Origin of the sequence: Mangrovibacillus cuniculi (assembly GCF_015482585.1) — a bacterium.
Lineage (GTDB): Bacteria > Bacillota > Bacilli > Bacillales > R1DC41 > Mangrovibacillus > Mangrovibacillus cuniculi.
Genome location: NZ_CP049742.1, coordinates 511,933 through 529,294, shown reverse-complemented (window position 1 = coordinate 529,294; position 17,362 = coordinate 511,933). Strand labels below are relative to the sequence as shown.

The 17,362-nt window shown below is 39.5% G+C and carries 15 protein-coding genes; 5 read left to right on the top strand and 10 right to left on the bottom strand.

Translation table 11 applies throughout. The features are described from left to right. Window positions 1–22: 22 nt before the first annotated feature. From G8O30_RS02715 to G8O30_RS02700, 4 genes are all read right to left on the bottom strand, one after another. Complete coding sequence (locus tag G8O30_RS02715; RefSeq protein WP_239673462.1) at window positions 23–793, bottom strand: aminoglycoside phosphotransferase family protein; 771 nt, start codon at window positions 791–793, stop codon at window positions 23–25. A gap of 144 nt (window positions 794–937) precedes the next feature. After that, window positions 938–2,206: an ATP-binding protein gene (locus G8O30_RS02710; protein ID WP_239673461.1), complete on the bottom strand. Its 1,269-nt coding sequence runs from the start codon at window positions 2,204–2,206 to the stop codon at window positions 938–940. A gap of 440 nt (window positions 2,207–2,646) precedes the next feature. Then, window positions 2,647–3,495 carry an amidohydrolase family protein gene (locus G8O30_RS02705; protein WP_239673460.1) on the bottom strand — a complete coding sequence of 283 codons (849 nt, stop codon included), beginning with the start codon at window positions 3,493–3,495 and terminating at the stop codon, window positions 2,647–2,649. A gap of 13 nt (window positions 3,496–3,508) precedes the next feature. Continuing rightward, on the bottom strand, window positions 3,509–6,565 hold the full coding sequence (locus G8O30_RS02700; RefSeq protein ID WP_239673459.1) for a GNAT family N-acetyltransferase: 3,057 nt from the start codon (window positions 6,563–6,565) through the stop codon (window positions 3,509–3,511). 222 nt (window positions 6,566–6,787) lie between these two features. On the opposite strand from G8O30_RS02700, the gene G8O30_RS02695 reads away from it, so the two are divergent. Next, on the top strand, window positions 6,788–7,291 hold the full coding sequence (locus G8O30_RS02695; RefSeq protein ID WP_239673458.1) for a GNAT family N-acetyltransferase: 504 nt from the start codon (window positions 6,788–6,790) through the stop codon (window positions 7,289–7,291). 864 nt (window positions 7,292–8,155) lie between these two features. On the opposite strand, the gene G8O30_RS02690 is transcribed toward G8O30_RS02695, so the two are convergent. Continuing rightward, on the bottom strand, window positions 8,156–10,339 hold the full coding sequence (locus G8O30_RS02690; protein WP_239673457.1) for a DNA topoisomerase III: 2,184 nt from the start codon (window positions 10,337–10,339) through the stop codon (window positions 8,156–8,158). A 166-nt stretch (window positions 10,340–10,505) separates the two neighbouring features. Between G8O30_RS02690 and G8O30_RS02685 the strand changes: the two genes are divergently transcribed. From G8O30_RS02685 to G8O30_RS02675, 3 genes are read left to right on the top strand one after another with little or no spacing between them, the layout of a single operon-like run. After that, window positions 10,506–10,799 carry a DUF3817 domain-containing protein gene (locus G8O30_RS02685; RefSeq protein WP_239673456.1) on the top strand — a complete coding sequence of 98 codons (294 nt, stop codon included), beginning with the start codon at window positions 10,506–10,508 and terminating at the stop codon, window positions 10,797–10,799. 12 nt (window positions 10,800–10,811) lie between these two features. Beyond that, window positions 10,812–11,339, top strand: coding sequence for a DUF420 domain-containing protein (locus tag G8O30_RS02680; protein WP_239673455.1), 528 nt, complete (start codon window positions 10,812–10,814; stop codon window positions 11,337–11,339). A gap of 59 nt (window positions 11,340–11,398) precedes the next feature. After that, entirely contained in the window at window positions 11,399–11,956 is a 558-nt protein-coding gene (locus tag G8O30_RS02675) for a sugar O-acetyltransferase (RefSeq protein ID WP_239673454.1), read from the top strand. Window positions 11,957–12,001: 45 nt separating this feature from the next. On the opposite strand, the gene G8O30_RS02670 is transcribed toward G8O30_RS02675, so the two are convergent. From G8O30_RS02670 to G8O30_RS02650, 5 genes are all read right to left on the bottom strand, one after another. Next, on the bottom strand, window positions 12,002–12,466 hold the full coding sequence (locus G8O30_RS02670) for a DUF3221 domain-containing protein (RefSeq protein ID WP_239673453.1): 465 nt from the start codon (window positions 12,464–12,466) through the stop codon (window positions 12,002–12,004). 150 nt (window positions 12,467–12,616) lie between these two features. After that, window positions 12,617–13,642 carry an AI-2E family transporter gene (locus tag G8O30_RS02665; RefSeq protein ID WP_239673452.1) on the bottom strand — a complete coding sequence of 342 codons (1,026 nt, stop codon included), beginning with the start codon at window positions 13,640–13,642 and terminating at the stop codon, window positions 12,617–12,619. 190 nt (window positions 13,643–13,832) lie between these two features. Beyond that, on the bottom strand, window positions 13,833–14,480 hold the full coding sequence (gene trhA, locus G8O30_RS02660) for a PAQR family membrane homeostasis protein TrhA (protein ID WP_239674471.1): 648 nt from the start codon (window positions 14,478–14,480) through the stop codon (window positions 13,833–13,835). A 74-nt stretch (window positions 14,481–14,554) separates the two neighbouring features. Continuing rightward, window positions 14,555–15,487: an ATP-grasp domain-containing protein gene (locus tag G8O30_RS02655; RefSeq protein WP_239673451.1), complete on the bottom strand. Its 933-nt coding sequence runs from the start codon at window positions 15,485–15,487 to the stop codon at window positions 14,555–14,557. 66 nt (window positions 15,488–15,553) lie between these two features. Continuing rightward, window positions 15,554–16,468, bottom strand: a complete 915-nt coding sequence (locus G8O30_RS02650) for a phosphatidate cytidylyltransferase (protein WP_239673450.1) — start codon at window positions 16,466–16,468, stop codon at window positions 15,554–15,556. 83 nt (window positions 16,469–16,551) lie between these two features. On the opposite strand from G8O30_RS02650, the gene G8O30_RS02645 reads away from it, so the two are divergent. After that, window positions 16,552–17,097 (top strand): C40 family peptidase, encoded by a 546-nt coding sequence (locus G8O30_RS02645; protein WP_239673449.1) that lies wholly within the window; start codon window positions 16,552–16,554, stop codon window positions 17,095–17,097. Window positions 17,098–17,362 lie beyond the last annotated feature (265 nt).

Sequence of the window (17,362 nt, the reverse complement as noted above, 5' to 3'; positions counted from 1 at the left end):
ATTTATACTTTATTCAGATGGCTCAATAGTGTATGGACTTATCCCCATTGTTACTATGAAACTTTACACATTCGTTAATTAGTCCATGAATTACTTCTGAGTCAATCCACTCTTTACAACGATTTTGCGCCTTCCAATCTTCTTTTCCTTGGTAATAATCCGCGTAGTTTTTCATGATTGAAAAGAAAAGACAGAAGAAAACAAACGATTGACTAGGGATGCTTTTCATTACCCATTCCCGAAGCAGTATTGCTTTCTCTTCTTGATAAGCGTTCTTCTTACATTCGTTTACCCAAACATATGCAATATCATAAAGTATAGGTCCATAGCTCACTAAACCAAAGTCGAGTAAGAAAATAGTATCTTTGCTAACAATCCAATTGAAATAATGAGGGTCTCGATGAATGACGCCATATTGTTGATGATTCCATTGATACGTGTACATATCCCAAAACGTTGAATTTGACTGGAAAAGTAGTAGGTATTCCTTTAACCAATCTTCCAACGTCCATTTCTCTTGTCTAACGATATAATTTGGAATCGGAAATTCTTTTATAATTTTCGTGCCTAAAGAAGAAAATGTCTGTAAAACAGCATAAATCGAATCCACATCTTCTAAGGTGCTACTTCTTCCATCTACCCATTCAAAATCTATCCATAATTCAGATGGGTCTGAAGAAGAACAAATAATACGTGCAGTAGGAAAGTGAAGTTTATTAAGATTACTCGCCCAAAATCGTTCTTTTTCCCATATTTGTCTACTCATATAATACTTACGGATAGCTGTTTCCACGCCCTATCACCTCTATACCTCTAGTGTGTGTAAAGAGGGATTAATCATGTATCAAAGTGCTGGAATCAACTTAAACCGAGAGCACATTGCTAAAAAACACCTAACAAAAAAGCTAACATTAGATGTAAACAATCCATGTTAGCTTTATCCAATAACTTCAACAGCATTTTTGTACATCGGTAGCAAAATGGTGAACGTAGTGCCTAAACCTTTTTCGCTTTTTACTTTTACCTTACCACCAAAGGAATCCACGATACTATAAACAACCATCATTCCAAGTCCGGTTCCTTTTTCTCTCGTAGTAAAGAATGGTTCTCCTAAACGATCCACTTGCTCTTTCGTCATTCCTACCCCCGTATCACTAACATTTAGGTAGACATAGTCCCCTTTTCGTTCAATATGTAAGCTTAACTTCCCACCTTCAGGCATTGCTTCAATGGCATTTTTCGCAACATTTATTACACATTGCTTAAATTTAGACCTTTCCCCGAACACCATATATGGTGCAAGTGAAAAATCTAATTCTACTGAATTCATGTTGGCTAGAGGTTGCAAGATTTCTACGATTTTTTTAATTTCTGATGAGACATTGATTGCTTCTTTTTTATCCTCAGCAGGCTTAGCAAACGTTAAATAATCTTGTATTATTCCCTCTGCTCTGTCTAATTCTTTAATAGCAATGTCTAAAAACGTACGCATTTTTTCAGGAGAAGTATATCCTTGTTGTAACAATTGCATAAATCCTCTACTTGCCGTCAATGGGTTTCTAACCTCATGCGAAATACTAGCAGCTAAGTGACTTATCACGGCTAACTTTTCCGATTTTATTAGTTCTTGGCGTAAATGATAATTGTTTAACACGATTTCCACTATGTAGATGATCATTCCCATAGAAACTGGCGGGAATATTACTAATTTCAATAACAAGTTAGCGTCTAAGTGACTTGAGTTAAATAATGTAATGATGACTAAAATAAAAAGAGAAAACCCAAGTGATACCATTGTAGATCGAATAATCTTCCTTTTTAACGTAAGTTGCAAAAATTTTCTCGAGAAATAAATTAGTATGGGAGTTAATAACAAATACATTAACAAAAATGTTAAATACCCGTCTGCTCCAAAGAATATATATCTTGCTATCAGCGTTAAGAGAAAAAGACCAACTGCTACAATAGGACCACCATATAAACTTCCAATTATTATTGGAACTTGACGTAAATCTAGTATGAATGAATCAAACTTATCTAAAGGAAAAACCATACACCACAAAATAGATATCGCCGAAAAACCAAAGATAGCTTTTGTTTTGGCATAACGGATGTGGGAAGATCTTTCAAGCCAAATCTGAAACACAAAAAGACTGGCAAAAATAGACAAAATATTCATTATCATTACTTCTGTAATAAACGCCAATTTCGCCACCAGCCTTCCACAAATCTAAAACTACTTACCACTATATATATTTCGACATTTTTCCATTTATTCCTCCACAAAAAATTAAATTTTGCAAATATTTTTCACTTCGTAAACACATCGACACTACTTTACACCTAGTGATATGTATTTATTAATAATAAAACAGGCTCGAACAAAAACCATATGTGACGGCACGGGGATTTCCGCTGCAGGCGACGATTTCCACGGGGCCATCTAAGTTTGCCGAGTATTGCGACAAATAGCTCCTCGTCGCTTAAGTACACGCTCTTTTGGGGTCTCAGCTACCCACCATTCCAATCCCAAAGATTTAGTCTGTAAATGCACTAATTCTGCAGAATTTTTTAACGAAAACAACAAAAAAAGGTACATTCTTTTTTTGAATGTACCTTTTTTTTGTTGTTCCAGCTTCCCTTTACCTAATCCAACTTCACATCTTTTAAAAATAGATTCTTTGCATTATCATAGAAAACTAATTGATGATGTTTCTCAGGGATTAAATCTCCAATGAACTGCGCGTAATCTTTTATTGGAGCAAGCGGCCAGTCTGAGCCGAAAATTAACTTTTCATAGTGATCACAAAAACGAATAGCGTGTCGAATGTGATCTAAAAAATGATCCTTAGAATAATCGTCTAAAGTAGCCTTCGTTCCAACAATCCATCCCGATAAATCTGCATACATGTTCCTGTTCTTATATACAACTTCTGCACCAGTTAATGTCCACGGATCACCCAAATGAGCCATCATGAAATTCACATCACGACGCTGAACAGCAACCTCGTCTAGTGTTAATGGGTGAGAATATTTTAACAACCCTCGCTCTGAGTATGTATCTCCCGTGTGAAAAACAACAGGCTTATCATATGCTGCTGCCAAGTCATATACTGGTTGATAAATATCATCGTACGCATAGTAAGGATAGTAGCCTAAGTAAATTTTAATTCCTACTACATGTGGTTCTTTTAAAAGCTTCTCCAAATCATCCAATGCTTTTTGATTTAGTGTTTTCGGATTAATTCCGGGACACATTCCTACATTCGGTGGGAGAGGATCCAAATCTAACCCCATCGGAGAAGCTGCATGATAATCAGGAAAACCCATATCCGGTGTCTCTGTTACTCCCATTCCAATACAATAAGCAATATTTCCGTCTCTCATCTCATTCACTAATCCATTTCCAGAATAATCAACAAGAGAAAGCTCCCTAGCCGTATGGCGGAAGCTTTCAATTGCGGAGAAATGGATATGAGCATCAATTATTCTCATCCCTTTTTCACTCCTATTTAAATGTAATACCTCTAAGTTGTTCCATATAAGGTCGCAAATCTCGGTTATCAAACAAATGAATTGTCGGTTGCACGTGTGTGGTCTCGCCTGCTTGTAATGTCCATTCCGTCTCCGTATTAACATAACACACTTCTTTTGTTACATACGCTTCTTTCTCGAAAACGTACTTCGGTTGAACAATATGAAGTGCATCAGCTAATTTTGCAGAACGAAGTCTAGCATATGGATCATCAATTAAAATTAATTCTCCTGCTCCTGCATAATATTCTTTCTGACCTCTAATTTTCGAATCATACGTGACAGTCGCTAATTCATCTCCAGGATTCCAGAATCCATCACAGAAAATTCTTTCTCCAGCAAATAACTTATCCTCACTAGCTCTCCATTCAGCTAGTGTCGTAATCATCGGTAACCCAGGCAAGGTTAAGAAGAATTGTTGTAACGTCGTCCCTTTAAATTTTTCATGGTGGACGATTGTCGTCGTCACCTCTACCCCTGACCACTCATTTCCTTTGGAGTCAAGCTTCGTTACTGCTTTTACCTCACTTACTTCCTTTTGCAACGAGAAGCTGTTCATTCCTCCGAAGCGGTAGCGCAATCCACCTGTCCAAGGGTTCCACCATGCTTTCATACTAGGTGTTGGGTACGTGTGATGCAACCATTCTTCCCCTTTATAAACAATGGAATAAACCCCAGCCATGTACTCTTTATGCACACTAAATTGCAGGTCTCCATTGGTTACCTTCCAATGCCCATTTTCCACTTCTTCTACAGAAACAGTCGATGTATTTGGTTGGAGATAAAGTAGTGTTTCTTCCACTTTTGTATTAGGTGAAGTGAAAGATGTGTTGACTAACGTGATTGGTTCCATTTCAACTTCAACGGAAACAGATAGATCTTCCTCACTATTTTGGATAGTGGTCCCTTCATTACCTGCTACTAATTCCCCAACCACTGGTACATGCAATCGTGATTTAAGCGAAACGGAAGGCTTATTGTCTTTAACAATGATTTGCCCGTCCGTTTGTTCTAACGTCAATGGTCCAACTTCTCGTAAAGGTTCTTGCTCTCCCATCACTTCCTCACGCCACTCTTCCCAACTGGAGAAGTGGTTGTAAGCTAGCGACACGGTTGCTAGCGGAATTGATGTTTGCACTGATTCTGGCACATCAATATCCGTTAGCTCAACCGCATTTTTCCACTCATCTCTTCTGTGGACAACATTTGCGCTCCATGCGAAACCTATCGTCTCTCCATCCTTTTCGGTGAATGTCCACGGCTCCGAGTAATGACGCTTATCCAAATAATCATTAAAAGCGACATGAGATTCTTTTAAGCGCAGGACTTCTTCTCCCATCGGAATATACGTGTACGCTACCAATGGAACAAAGCTTTGCACCCAAGATACGTTTTGCGCTTCTTGGCTTCCGTCCAACACTAAACGATAAGACATGTCATACAAGCCAAAGTTGGATAAGAATACCTTACTCTCTATGTGAAGACCTGGTTTTAAATCAGATGACAACACAGATACAAAAGTAATCCCTGCATCCGTTTTTTCTACCTTAATTTGACCGGCTTCTTTCTTTGTCCATTCGTCTGCATAAGGTTTCCCAAGCTTTGGTGCAAAAAATGGCAGTGCATGATCTCCTTTACCACGTCTACCTAAGGAGAGTGTATTATTTCTTTTTTCTAAAGAAGCGTAATATCTACCATTAAATATTAACCATTTATCCGTTGTTTCTGCTACAAATGAATCTGTTTTGGTTGGGAACGCAAAACGAAGTCTCGTTTGGAATGTTATTTCTTCTCCATTTGTGCTGAACGTGCACATGATTTCTTCGTTAAATGCTCCACCTTTTAACAAGGACGTAGATAAAGGAATGCTAGTTCTTTGCTTTTTGTTCAAACTCATTTCAATACTTTGGTCATGTAAAGTAAGAATATCGTTAGATGGAATTGATACTTTTAGCGTTCCTATTTCTTCTACTAAGCTTTCGACTTCTAAAAATAACTTAGGATTCTTGTTTGCTTCAAAAAGTTGATTAGTAGATGCAAGTTTAATCGATACCGGTAGAATTGGATAAACTCCGAGTCCTAGTGAGATGTCATATCCATCTAACGTCACGGTCGCTTCCATTGTAGGATGTGTTTTCCAATCATTTGGTTCTTGCTCGTAATAGTGAACAGTAACAGGAGCTGTAAAAATGACCTCTTCTTCTACTAAATTAGTAAAAGAAGCTTGGTGTTGGATTGCCCCTTCTTGATTTGCCTGAATTTGAACGGATATAGCATTTGGACGCTTGTTTTCCACTTTGTATTCCATCAGTGATTCTTTGTTCGCTAATGTTTTAAAGGACGGATGTACCATTTCCACTTTGAAGTCATTCGTCTCTACATAGCAAAGTTTTCGGCTCGTTCGCTCAAAACGAACTTTGACGAAAGCATCGTCAGCTGACCACTCATATTCATAGAATGTGTACCCGTTATGTTTGTAGCCGTCTGGTTTTACTTCGAGCGCTCGCTTGCTTGTGTCATACCATGAATACTTATCAAAAAACGGCTTCAAGCATTCTAACTGAAGAATGGTTGGGATAAAGTTCATCAAATGAACAGAGTCATCTCTGTCTTCCCAAAAGAATCCACATTTTTTGTAAAGTGGAACTGCTTTCGTGTTACCTGCCCATGTAAATAGATCCAGACGAGGCCAACCTAATTCCACTGTTTTATTGACGGCATTCAGCACCAGTTGTTTCCCAAGCTTATGGCCGTGATAGTCTGGGTGAACATTTAATAAAGGAATATAAAGCGCGTTACTGTCTTCACGGTATTCAGATAAGCTACAGTAACCTGCTACCTCTCCGTCCACTAAAGCCAGGTATAGAAATAGATTCGTAGAGTTCGATTCTTTTTCTAGCACTTGAGCTGCTGTCATGACAGAATCGTCTCCACCCCAATTATCTCTACTCTCATTCCACATTTTCGCTACACCTTCTGCATATTGCGGTGAGAATTCTACGATTTGTACGTTCGTTGTTTTCGTTTCCATACGTTCCTCCTGTAAACTAGGTTTCTATATGTGTAACTCCCTCTGTACCTTTTTCTACTTTTGTAAACTTCATCATATTGATCTCCTCCTTTGTATATTTGGCAAAAGTTGCCTACACTAAGTGTACTGATGATGGAGGAAATTGTAAAGAAAATTCAAACTTACTAAAATAGTATGATAGTATTTGAAGAAAATCTATGGAATTGGAAAGGATACATGGAAATGATTAGAAGACTTACACCTGAAGACGCAGAGAGAGTTGCTACTTTACGATTAGAAGCGTTAAAAACGGCTGCGGATGCGTTTTTGGCGACATACGAAGATGCGGTCAATGATACGAATTTTGTGGAGAAGTATCGAGGACGATTGGCTACTTCAGATGAGATGTTTACGATTGGTTACTTGGAGGAGGAAGAACTTGTTTCGGTTGCTACGTTCGTTCGAAATTCAGCTACAAAGATGAGGCATAGAGGAGATATTTATGCTGTCTATACTTCGTCTGCCGTTCGTGGAAAAGGTTATGCGCAGCAAGTAATGGAGTTTTTACTAGAGGAAGTATCTGGATTAGATGGGATGGAGCAAGTTTATTTAACAGTTGTAGAGGATAATCATGCAGCAGTAAGTTTGTATGAGAAGCTAGGCTTTAAAGTGTATGGTTTGGATCAGCGAGCAATGAAAGCTGATGATCGATATTTGAATGAAGTGTTGATGGTGAAGGAAGTTTAGAGGCTTGCGGATCACTTGTGATTAGATTTCTGGCTTCTCGTGGCCCGGGAGACGCTCTTGCGGGATACCTGAACTCTGTTTTCTCGCTTTTCGTGGTCCGCGAGTCGCTCTTGCGGGACACCTGAACTCCGAATTCTCACTTCTCATGGTCCGGGAGACGCTCTTGCGGGACACCAGAACTCTGTTTTCTCGCTTTTCGTGGTCCACGAGTCGCTCTTGCGGGACACCTGAACTCTGTTTTCTCGCTTCTCGTGGTCCGCGAGACGCTCTTGCGGGACACCTGAACTCTGTTTTCTCGCTTTTCGTGGTCCACGAGTCGCTCTTGCGGGACACCTGAACTCCTATTTCTCACTTCTCGTGGTCTTCCGCTCGCTCCCCTGATATACCTAAACCCGCTTCCATCCCTTCTGCTATACCGCGAGAAGCTCCCCTGGTATACCTAAACCCGTTTCTACCCCTTCTGCTATACCGCGAGACGATCCTCTGGTATACCTAAACTCGTTTCTACCCCTTCTGCTATACCGCGGGACGATCCTCTGGTATACCTAAACCCGTTTCCACTCCTTCTGCTATACCGCGAGACGGTCCTCTGGTATACCTGAACCCACTTCCATCCCTTCTGCTATACCGCGAGACGGTCCTCTGGTATACCTAAACCAGTTTCCACCCCTTCTGCTATACCGCGAGACGGTCCTCTGGTATACCTGAACCCGCTTCCACTCCTCCTGATATACCACGGCACTGCAAAAATAAGGAGACTCATCTAAGAGCAAGCCACATCACGTGGCTAACGATGAGTTGTTACTGGTCACGTAACAAAAAAGCCACCCAAAGCACTCAACAGTACCTGGGCGGCTCCATCCATTAAAGTTTCAGATTCTTCAAAGCATCAGCAAGAGCTGAGTTCATTGGCTCATCGTCTTCTTTTTTCTGCTTTTTCATATACTTAGCGACATCGCGCTTTCCTGCAGCATCGGATTTAGAATTTTTGCGACGCTTTTCGAAAGCTGACAGCTTCTCGCGGTACCCGCATTGACAGCTGAATGTTTGCCCTTCGCCTTCTCCTCTTAGGACCATTCGCTTATGACACTTTGGACAGCGAGCGTTCGTTTGTTTGGCAATATTCTTCTTCGCTCCACACTCTCTGTCTTGGCATACTAGCATTTTTCCTTTTTTCCCGTTCACCTCAAGCATTAGCTTTCCGCACTCTGGACAGTGAGTACCGGTCACGTTATCATGCTTGAACTCGGTAGTAGATTGTTTAATCTCCTTAACAATCTCTTTCGTGTATTGCTTCATTTCTCCAATGAAGCTATCTTTCGAAAGTTTCCCTTTTGAAATCCTATCGAGCTTCTCTTCCCACTCACCAGTTAATGCTGGTGAACGCAGGTCTTGAGGGGCCAAGTCGAGCAATTGCTTCCCTTTAGAAGTAATAAAAATGTCTTGCTGGCGTTTCTCGATTAGGAAAGTGTTAAATAACTTTTCAATAATATCCGCTCGAGTTGCAACCGTTCCTAGTCCACCTGTTTTTTGTAAAACGGAAGCTAGTTTTTGTTCTCCGCCTTCTAAGAATGCTTTTGGGTTTTCCATTGCGGAAAGCAAGGTTCCCTCTGTAAAACGTTTCGGCGGTTTCGTTTCACCTGAAGTCACAACTAATCTCTTAATAGCTAACTGGTCACCTTTATTCACTCTAGGAAGTTCCTGGCTTTTGATATCCGTCTCTTCCTCTTCTGTATCGCGGTCATAAATGACTTTCCACCCTTTTGAAACCGTTACATTCCCTTTTGCGACAAAAGTCTCTTCTCCAATCATCACACGAATCGTTGTCTGATCAAATTCATAAGCAGGCAGCAAGTTTGCTAAGAATCGTTTGACAATCATATCGTACAGCTTGAATTCTTTTCCTGATAAAGAAGCAGTAGCAGCTGAAACTTCAGTCGGTATAATCGCGTGGTGATCGGACACACGTGCATCATCCACAAAACGCTTAGATGCTTTCATACCATTCTTCTTTATAAGAGAAATAGCATGATTATAATCAGAACTTTTCAACGCATCTACTCGCTCCATTAACGTACCAACCATGTCTGTACTTAAGAATCGAGAGTCCGTACGAGGATAGGTTACGAGCTTATGTCGTTCATATAAAGCTTGCAGAGTGGATAGCGTTTCTTTCGCGGAGAACTGAAAAGCCTTGTGCGCATCTCTTTGAAGCTCTGTTAAATCATATAGGCCAGGCGCAAAAGATTGCTTACGCTTTGTCGCAAAATCCTCCACCACACTCTTTTGACCTTTCAATTTTTGTGAAAGCTCTTCCATCTTACCTTCTTTAAACGTACGCGTTTGATTTGTTCCCGCTTCTTGCCAAGTTAGTGAGAATTCAGGTGCCTCCGCTTTCAATCCCCAATAGGATGCTGGTTTAAAAGATTTAATTTCTTCTTCACGAGCGGCAATCATCGCTAGCGTTGGCGTTTGCACACGACCACAAGATAGCTGTGCACCATGCTTTGTCGTTAACGCTCGTGTGGCATTAATTCCAACAAACCAATCTGCTTCCGCTCTAGCAATCGCAGAGTGATATAAATCCTCATACGCTTTACCTGGTTTTAAGTTAGCAAAACCTTGTTTAATCGCTTGATCTGTTACAGACGAAATCCAAAGACGTTCGATTGGCTTTTTTACTTTTGCCTTATCAATAATCCATCGTGCAACTAACTCTCCTTCACGACCTGCATCTGTTGCGATAATGATTTTGGATACGTCTTTTCTTTCCAACTGATTTTTCACAGTATAAAATTGCTTAGAAGTTTTCTTGATTACAATAGTCTTTAACGCATCCGGCATTATTGGAAGGTCTTCTAACTTCCATGTTTGTAGGTGTTTTCCGTATGCTTCTGGGTCTGCATGCGTTACTAAATGACCCAAAGCCCAGGTAACAATATAATTTTTGCCTTCAAAAAAACCGTTCCCTTTCTGACCACATTGCAACACACGTGCAATGTCCCTTGCAACTGAGGGTTTTTCTGCTAAAACAACTGATTTACTCATCGAAACTTCCTCTCTCTATCTAATAGTGACATTATAACAGAATGTAGCAGTATTCACAGAACCGACGAATTCACGAAATTGACACCACTTCAAAGAATGTCATCTGTTGCTCCTATGGGAATTTATCAGTAAGATAGCAGTAGTAAAGAAATTTGGAGGACTTTTCATGAATCATTTAAAAGCGCTACGTTCCGTGAGTTTTCTTGAAGGAATGTCGTACATTATTTTATTGCTAATTGCAATGCCGCTAAAATATGGATTAGGCTATGATATCGCCGTTTCAATCGTTGGTGCTGCACACGGATTTTTATTCGTTTTATATTGTGTTGCTTGTTTAGTTGCGTTAATCAAAGATCGCTGGGGCATTAAGAGAACATTTATTGCCTTTTTATCCGCTGTAGTACCGTTCTACTTTATCGCCCACGATCATCAAATTCGTAAAGATGAAGAAGCACTGTAAGGAGGGTAAATAATGTCAATGAAAAAAGAGTTTAATTATGTACCATGGGTAGTAGCTTTATCAATTGCAATAAATGCCATTGTTGTTATATTGATTTTCTCACCAAAATTAGCTGTAACAGAGATGGATTTATCATTCTTACCATTGTTAAATGCCATCATGAACTCATTCACTTTTGTCTTCTTGTTAGGAGCATTATTTTTAATCATTAAAGGAAATGTCACTTGGCACAAGCGATTTATTTATGCAGCATTTACTACGACTGCTGTGTTCTTAGTTTCCTATTTAACGTATCACTCTACCTCTGATTCTACCTCTTTTGGTGGAGAAGGCTTAATCGCATACGTTTATTATTTCATCTTAATCACACACATTGTTTTGGCAGCCGCTATCGTACCTTTAGCATTGCTAACATTTGCCAGAGGAATTACAATGAAAGTTGATAAGCATAAGAAAATTGCTCGTTGGACAATGCCAATTTGGTTGTATGTAAGTTTAACTGGAGTAATTGTTTATCTAATGATTTCACCATATTATTAATGCTTAGCTTCAATGCCAGTGGGTATTGAAGCTTTTTAGTAGGAAAGGATAGAAGAACGATGACCGAAAAAGAGAAGATGATCCGTGGAGAGATGTATGATCCACAAGATAAGGAATTACTGGATGGCCGAATTCGTGCACGACAACTAACGGAACGCTTTAATGCCATGGGTGTAGTTCAAGCAAAAGAACGCATGGAAGTGATAAAAGAGTTGTTTGGGTCTACAGGAAAAGGAGCTTTCATAGAGCCTACTTTCCGCTGTGATTACGGGTACAACATTCATGTTGGGGATCATTTCTTTGCCAATTTTGACTGTATCATGCTAGACGTGTGCCCAATTAAAATTGGGGATAACTGTATGCTTGCTCCTGGTGTACATATTTATACTGCAACTCATCCACTTGATGCAATTGAAAGAAAATCGGGTAAAGAGTTTGGAAAGCCTGTAACAATTGGAAAAGATGTGTGGATTGGTGGCGGAGCAATTATCAATCCAGGCGTAACGATTGGTGATGGAGCAGTAATTGCCTCTGGTGCTGTTGTCACAAAGGATGTTCCAAGTTATACCGTTGTTGGTGGGAATCCAGCTATGGTGTTAAAAGAAATAGAAAAATAACACAAAAGACTCGCATTATCTGCGAGTCCTTTTCTAGCATTAGCTTCAGTCAGCTATTACTACCGTTACTTCTTTCTCATCTAAAAGAGGCTTCCAAACCGTAGTCCACTGCCCTTGTGAAAACACCATGGAAACAATAACTGGCTTATTCAACTGCTTCACTTCATCTTTTATCAGCGCTTTTTGGATAATGTCACCTTCTGAATTTCTCGATCCATTCACATACGTAGGCGTCAACACTTGAACGGTTTCTGCAGCACCTTGAGCAGGATAAGACTTTAGCAGATTGGTGTACGTCACTTTTAAAAGGTCTCCAATATGAGCTTTTTGACCAAGATTAAACCATACAGGCTGACCAAAAACTACTCCTTCAGAACTTTCTCTTCTTTCCACTACTAATGCTCGCGTATCTTCCACATCAATAACATAGCCGATCATCGTATTCAACTCCTCAGCACTTGCTACGTGTTGGTAGCAAAATAAAAGTAACATAATCAGGATAGTTCTCATTCCAACACCTCTACTCTTTTAGAGGTAGTATGTGCTAGACACATTAGAACTATGAAGGTAGATCATCTTTCTCTTTCCACCCATATTGATTTTGATATCGTTCATTCCTTCGTGCAAACATGTCAATAATGTTCACAACAATCGTACGGATTACGGCGAAAGTTGGTACCCCAATAACATACCTAACACACCCGCAATATTACCTGCTACCAGCAAGACAATGATAATTGTCGCTGGGTGTATTTGTAAGGACTTTCCTAAAATTAATGGAGATAGTACGTTTCCTTCTAATTGTTGTGCAATAGTGATTACTAGTAAAGCTAGCAATCCTTGTGTTGGAGACTCGAAGAATCCAACGATTACAGCAGGTGCCCCTCCGATAATTGGTCCGACGAATGGAATAATGTTTGTAAACACTACAATAATCGCCAAAACTAACGCATAGCGTAAATCAATGATTAAATATCCAATAAACGCTAACGTACCTACAAATAAAGAAACAATTACCTGACCTTGTATGTACGAAGCAAGCGTTTGAGAGGTGTTTCGAAGTAATCGAAGGATTTCATGCCTCATCGTTAACGGGAATAACTTCGCTAAATTATTGGGAATTCTGTGACCATCTTTCATTAAGTAGAAAAGTAAGAACGGAACCGTCACAACAATAACAGCAAAACTTGTCACAAAGCCAAATATTGCAGAAACACCCGTAACAACCTTTTGAGGAAGTGTTTCAGCATAGTTCACAACCGTTTCCTCAACATCTTCAATCTTTACATAGTCTTGATTTAACATCCACTCGTACTCTGTGGAATTCGCTACATCTTCTACCAACACTACCACTTGGTCTGCATACTTCGGAATGTCGTTTACTAACTGATTAATCTGCTCTGAAATGGTAGGAGCTACTAATCTGACAACTAACACCACTATTCCTATCACAGATAAAAACACAATCAGTATACTTACCAACCTTGGTACTTTTCTTTCACTTAGAAGATTCACCAACGGATTTAGTAAGTAGTAAAGCAAGCCCGCAACAAGGATAGGGAAAAATAAAGTAGAAAAGAACACTGCGATTGGCTGCAAGAAGAAAGAAACTTGCGAACCGACAAAAATAATTGCTAATAACAATAGAATCTGAATTAACCAAAATTGCAGTTTAGACTTTTTCATCGTAATCTCCTATAAATAAATTCTATACATCCATTTTACCTTGCTAGGATAATAACTTATACCCCATTTTGTATTATTTACTCTATTAAGCGTGAAAAAGTTTCATTTAAATAGGATACTTCGTTAACTACTAGTCATGTACAAAAAAAGCCTATCTTCCAAGAAGTTCTCGGTCGATAGGCAAATTTTATTAGTTTACTTGTAACACGTATAGTAAAACCGAAAAGAAATGAAGCACAGATCCAGCAATTACGAACAAGTGCCACACAGCGTGATGATGTGGGAAAGCTCTCCACACGTAGAAGATTGCACCAACTGTGTAACAAATTCCACCTGCTACTAATAAAACGACTCCATTAGGGTGTAATGTAGATACTAATGGATCCCATGCAAAGACAATTAGCCACCCCATAACGACGTATAGCAATGTCGAGATGAACAAGAATTTCTTTACAAAAAAAACTTTAAAGATAGTCCCGCCAATTGCAAGCCCCCACACGATTCCAAATAGTGTCCATCCAAGTGCACCTTGAACGACGACGAAAAGAAATGGTGTGTACGTTCCCGCGATAAAGAAATAGATGGAAGAATGATCTAAGATCTCAAAGACATCCTTCGCTTTTCCTTCTGGGAAACTATGAACTAACGTAGATGACATATACAAAATAAACATTGTTGCTCCAAACAATGTGAAGCTAACTACGTGCCATGCTGTTCCGTGAATGGAAGAAAAAACAATCAATAATACTAATGCAGCGATACTTAAGAGAGCGCCAATCCCATGCGTGACAGCATTAGAAATTTCTTCTCCTTTTGAGTAAACGTGTGTATTCGCCATATGGTCCCTTCTTTCTACAAACATTTCCTTCAATAAGTATACTCCTTTAGTGTAGGAAAGAACAACCAAAACCCTTATTCACCTTTTAGAAGTTGCTGTAAGTAGAGAGCTAATTCCTTCATTGCAAATACTTGCACTTTTTCTTCTGCCTCTTTGTTATAATTCGTATTCGTGTTCACATCATATGTGTAACGATTTCCTTCTTTATCTACAACCGATTCGATTCCAGCTACCTGTATATCATTTTCTTGTAAGAAAGCTTCATATTTCTCGATGATTGGATCATTAAAACCTTCTATAATGTCAAACTTCGGACGCTTCTCGTTCTCTCCAACCGGACAGAACTTATCACCAATCTGACAGGCATCCGCAGGACATAATTCAAATCCCTCAGACGTATCTACTCGCACTGCGTATAAAAACTTTCCATTAATAAATTCGCAACGAGTGATGTAGGATTCAGGTGACTGGACATACTGCTGTAACAAAGTAATTCCATCCACTGTATCCTTCCACACACCGCTGTCTACATATTGGTAGAATCCTTCTTTGGATAAAAACAACTGAACACCTAAACCTTTTCCTGCACGATTATGTTTCGTGATAAAAGATTGCCCATCAAATGCATCTACCGCTTCCTTTAGCGACTTCTCACCGACAGCTGCAACCGTCTTAGGCGTCAAAACACCATGCTTTCGAAGAGCCAAATCTTGCAACACTTTACTTACTTCTAATCGAATTGCTCCGCTTCCATTTACGACGGTTCTTCCATGTGCTTCTAGCCAGGCAATAACTTGGGTCGTAAATTCCGGTGCAAAGCGGTGTCCTCGCGTATGAGAAGAAGCACTCATTCTATTATAAAAGATTCCTTCAGGTGGCTCTTTAGAAAGGTCAATACTTCCCTCTGACAAATGCCACTTTTCATAAGGAGCTCCTAATTCATCTAGTCGGTTCGTTAAGTGAACGGTCCATTCATCGTTTTCATGTAATATATAAATCTTCGTCATGTTAGTCTCCTCCTGTCTTACACCCATGATACCTGTTTCCCGAATAGTATGTAAATTTTCTGCTCGTTACATAAAATCGAAAAAATATCTCGTAACATGAAAGAATACAGGTGCTGTATAGGTTAAACTATCTACCCGATTTAAATACTGATCTTTTAACTGATCAAATTTCGATCTGTTCCCAATAAGTAAGTCTCGTTTTAAGACAGAGATTGTCAACATCCCAAAGAATCCCGCGATACAAATTAAGGCACCAGACAATACCCCGTAGAGTTCATTTACTGGCGTGAGATGAGGATATAGCACCCACGCAAGTAGTGTGGTTACCAAAAGAGATGCAGTAAATCCTTCCCAAGTGATGGCAGGGTTAGCTGTAGGTACTACCTTGTGTTTCCCAAAATAAATAGATACATAGTTATGGACGATATCACTTACTTGCGTTAAGACAACTAGGTATAACACCAGTTCCGCGCCATACTGCGGTGTCGCTGTTTGATAATAAGCTAAATGACTTAAACCGAATACCATAAGCATCAGCCCCCATTGAGTAGAGCTAACGGACCTTAAGAATCCAAGTGTTCCATTACGGAAGACTCTAGCCATGGGTAATAACAGAAAAATATAAACAGGAATAAAGACGATATACATCCCATACCAATCTATATAAATCCAATAAAATTGAATGGGTATGGCCAAGTACGCCCAAATAAATAACTGCCTATCTGCTTTTCTCGTTCGCATCATGGAAAAATATTCTTTTAAAGCAAGGAAACATAAAAGCATTAAAGATAATAGCGAAATCGCTGAATGAAATAAGGTTGCAACTGTAAATATGGCAAGCATTCCCCACCACGTTTTAATGCGTAACATAATGGTAGAAAAATCTCTGTAAGGCTTTGTTTTTTTCATATGAGTAAAAACAATTGTTGCTATAAGCAGCCCAAGAGCTGCAATGGATAAAATGACTATAGATTCTGTCATGAAAAACCTCCCATTTCTTACAATGCACTTCAATAGTATAATAGAATAGAAATCATACGATTGTAAATGAAAGGATAATAGGAATGACTGGTAATACATACATATACATATTGCTTTCGGATACTGGAACGCTTTTTACTCGTTCGATAAAAGTATATACAAAAGCTCCATATAATCATGCCTCTATTTCTTTCGCAGAGGATTTGTCTGACATGTACAGCTTTGGCCGCCTTCAACCAAGAAATCCGTTATCAGGTGGATTCGTAAAAGAGGATGTTTGGACTGGAACATATAGTAAATACCCAAAAACTACGTGCATCATCTATCGATTAGAAGTGACGGAGCGAGAAGTTAAGAAGATGAAGAGGATACTAGAAGTCTTTATCAAGAATAAGGAGAAGTTTTCGTATAATTTACTTGGTGTTCTAGGCGTATCTGTTGAAGTACCAATCGAATCCAGAAAAGCTTATTTCTGCTCACAGTTTGTGTGGGAAATTTTGCAACGATCTGGTATACGTCTGTGGGATAAGATTCCTGCTTTAGTGACACCAGATGATTTCCGTAAAAGTGACAGGTTGGAGCCGATTTACGAAGGATTGTTGTTGGATTATCCTCCGAGGAAGAAATGACAAAAAAGGCTGTGACAAAAGAAATAAACTGTTATACCTTTTGGAGCCAATATTTATGACTTTAAAATTAAATTACTGCAGAATTATTGTCCCTACTAATACTACCTTTGGGATTGGAGCGGAAGGGGGCGACTCCTACGGGAAAGGTGGGTTACTGAGACCCCACAGGAGCGCGAACTACCGCGACGAGAGCGATGTCTAGCTCCAGGTGCGCAGATGCTCGGCAAACTCAGATGGCCCTGTGGTGGCTGAAGAGCTGCCTCCT

Bases quoted from the DNA above. Each gene is read 5' to 3' on its own strand.
- G8O30_RS02705 (WP_239673460.1), bottom strand. From the start codon at position 3,495: ATGAGAATAATTGATGCTCATATCCATTTCTCCGCAATTGAAAGCTTC.
- G8O30_RS02700 (WP_239673459.1), bottom strand. From the start codon at position 6,565: ATGGAAACGAAAACAACGAACGTACAAATCGTAGAATTCTCACCGCAA.
- G8O30_RS02695 (WP_239673458.1), top strand. From the start codon at position 6,788: ATGATTAGAAGACTTACACCTGAAGACGCAGAGAGAGTTGCTACTTTA.
- G8O30_RS02690 (WP_239673457.1), bottom strand. From the start codon at position 10,339: ATGAGTAAATCAGTTGTTTTAGCAGAAAAACCCTCAGTTGCAAGGGAC.
- G8O30_RS02685 (WP_239673456.1), top strand. From the start codon at position 10,506: ATGAATCATTTAAAAGCGCTACGTTCCGTGAGTTTTCTTGAAGGAATG.
- G8O30_RS02680 (WP_239673455.1), top strand. From the start codon at position 10,812: ATGTCAATGAAAAAAGAGTTTAATTATGTACCATGGGTAGTAGCTTTA.
- G8O30_RS02675 (WP_239673454.1), top strand. From the start codon at position 11,399: ATGACCGAAAAAGAGAAGATGATCCGTGGAGAGATGTATGATCCACAA.
- G8O30_RS02670 (WP_239673453.1), bottom strand. From the start codon at position 12,466: ATGAGAACTATCCTGATTATGTTACTTTTATTTTGCTACCAACACGTA.
- G8O30_RS02665 (WP_239673452.1), bottom strand. From the start codon at position 13,642: ATGAAAAAGTCTAAACTGCAATTTTGGTTAATTCAGATTCTATTGTTA.
- trhA (WP_239674471.1), bottom strand. From the start codon at position 14,480: ATGGCGAATACACACGTTTACTCAAAAGGAGAAGAAATTTCTAATGCT.
- G8O30_RS02655 (WP_239673451.1), bottom strand. From the start codon at position 15,487: ATGACGAAGATTTATATATTACATGAAAACGATGAATGGACCGTTCAC.
- G8O30_RS02650 (WP_239673450.1), bottom strand. From the start codon at position 16,468: ATGACAGAATCTATAGTCATTTTATCCATTGCAGCTCTTGGGCTGCTT.
- G8O30_RS02645 (WP_239673449.1), top strand. From the start codon at position 16,552: ATGACTGGTAATACATACATATACATATTGCTTTCGGATACTGGAACG.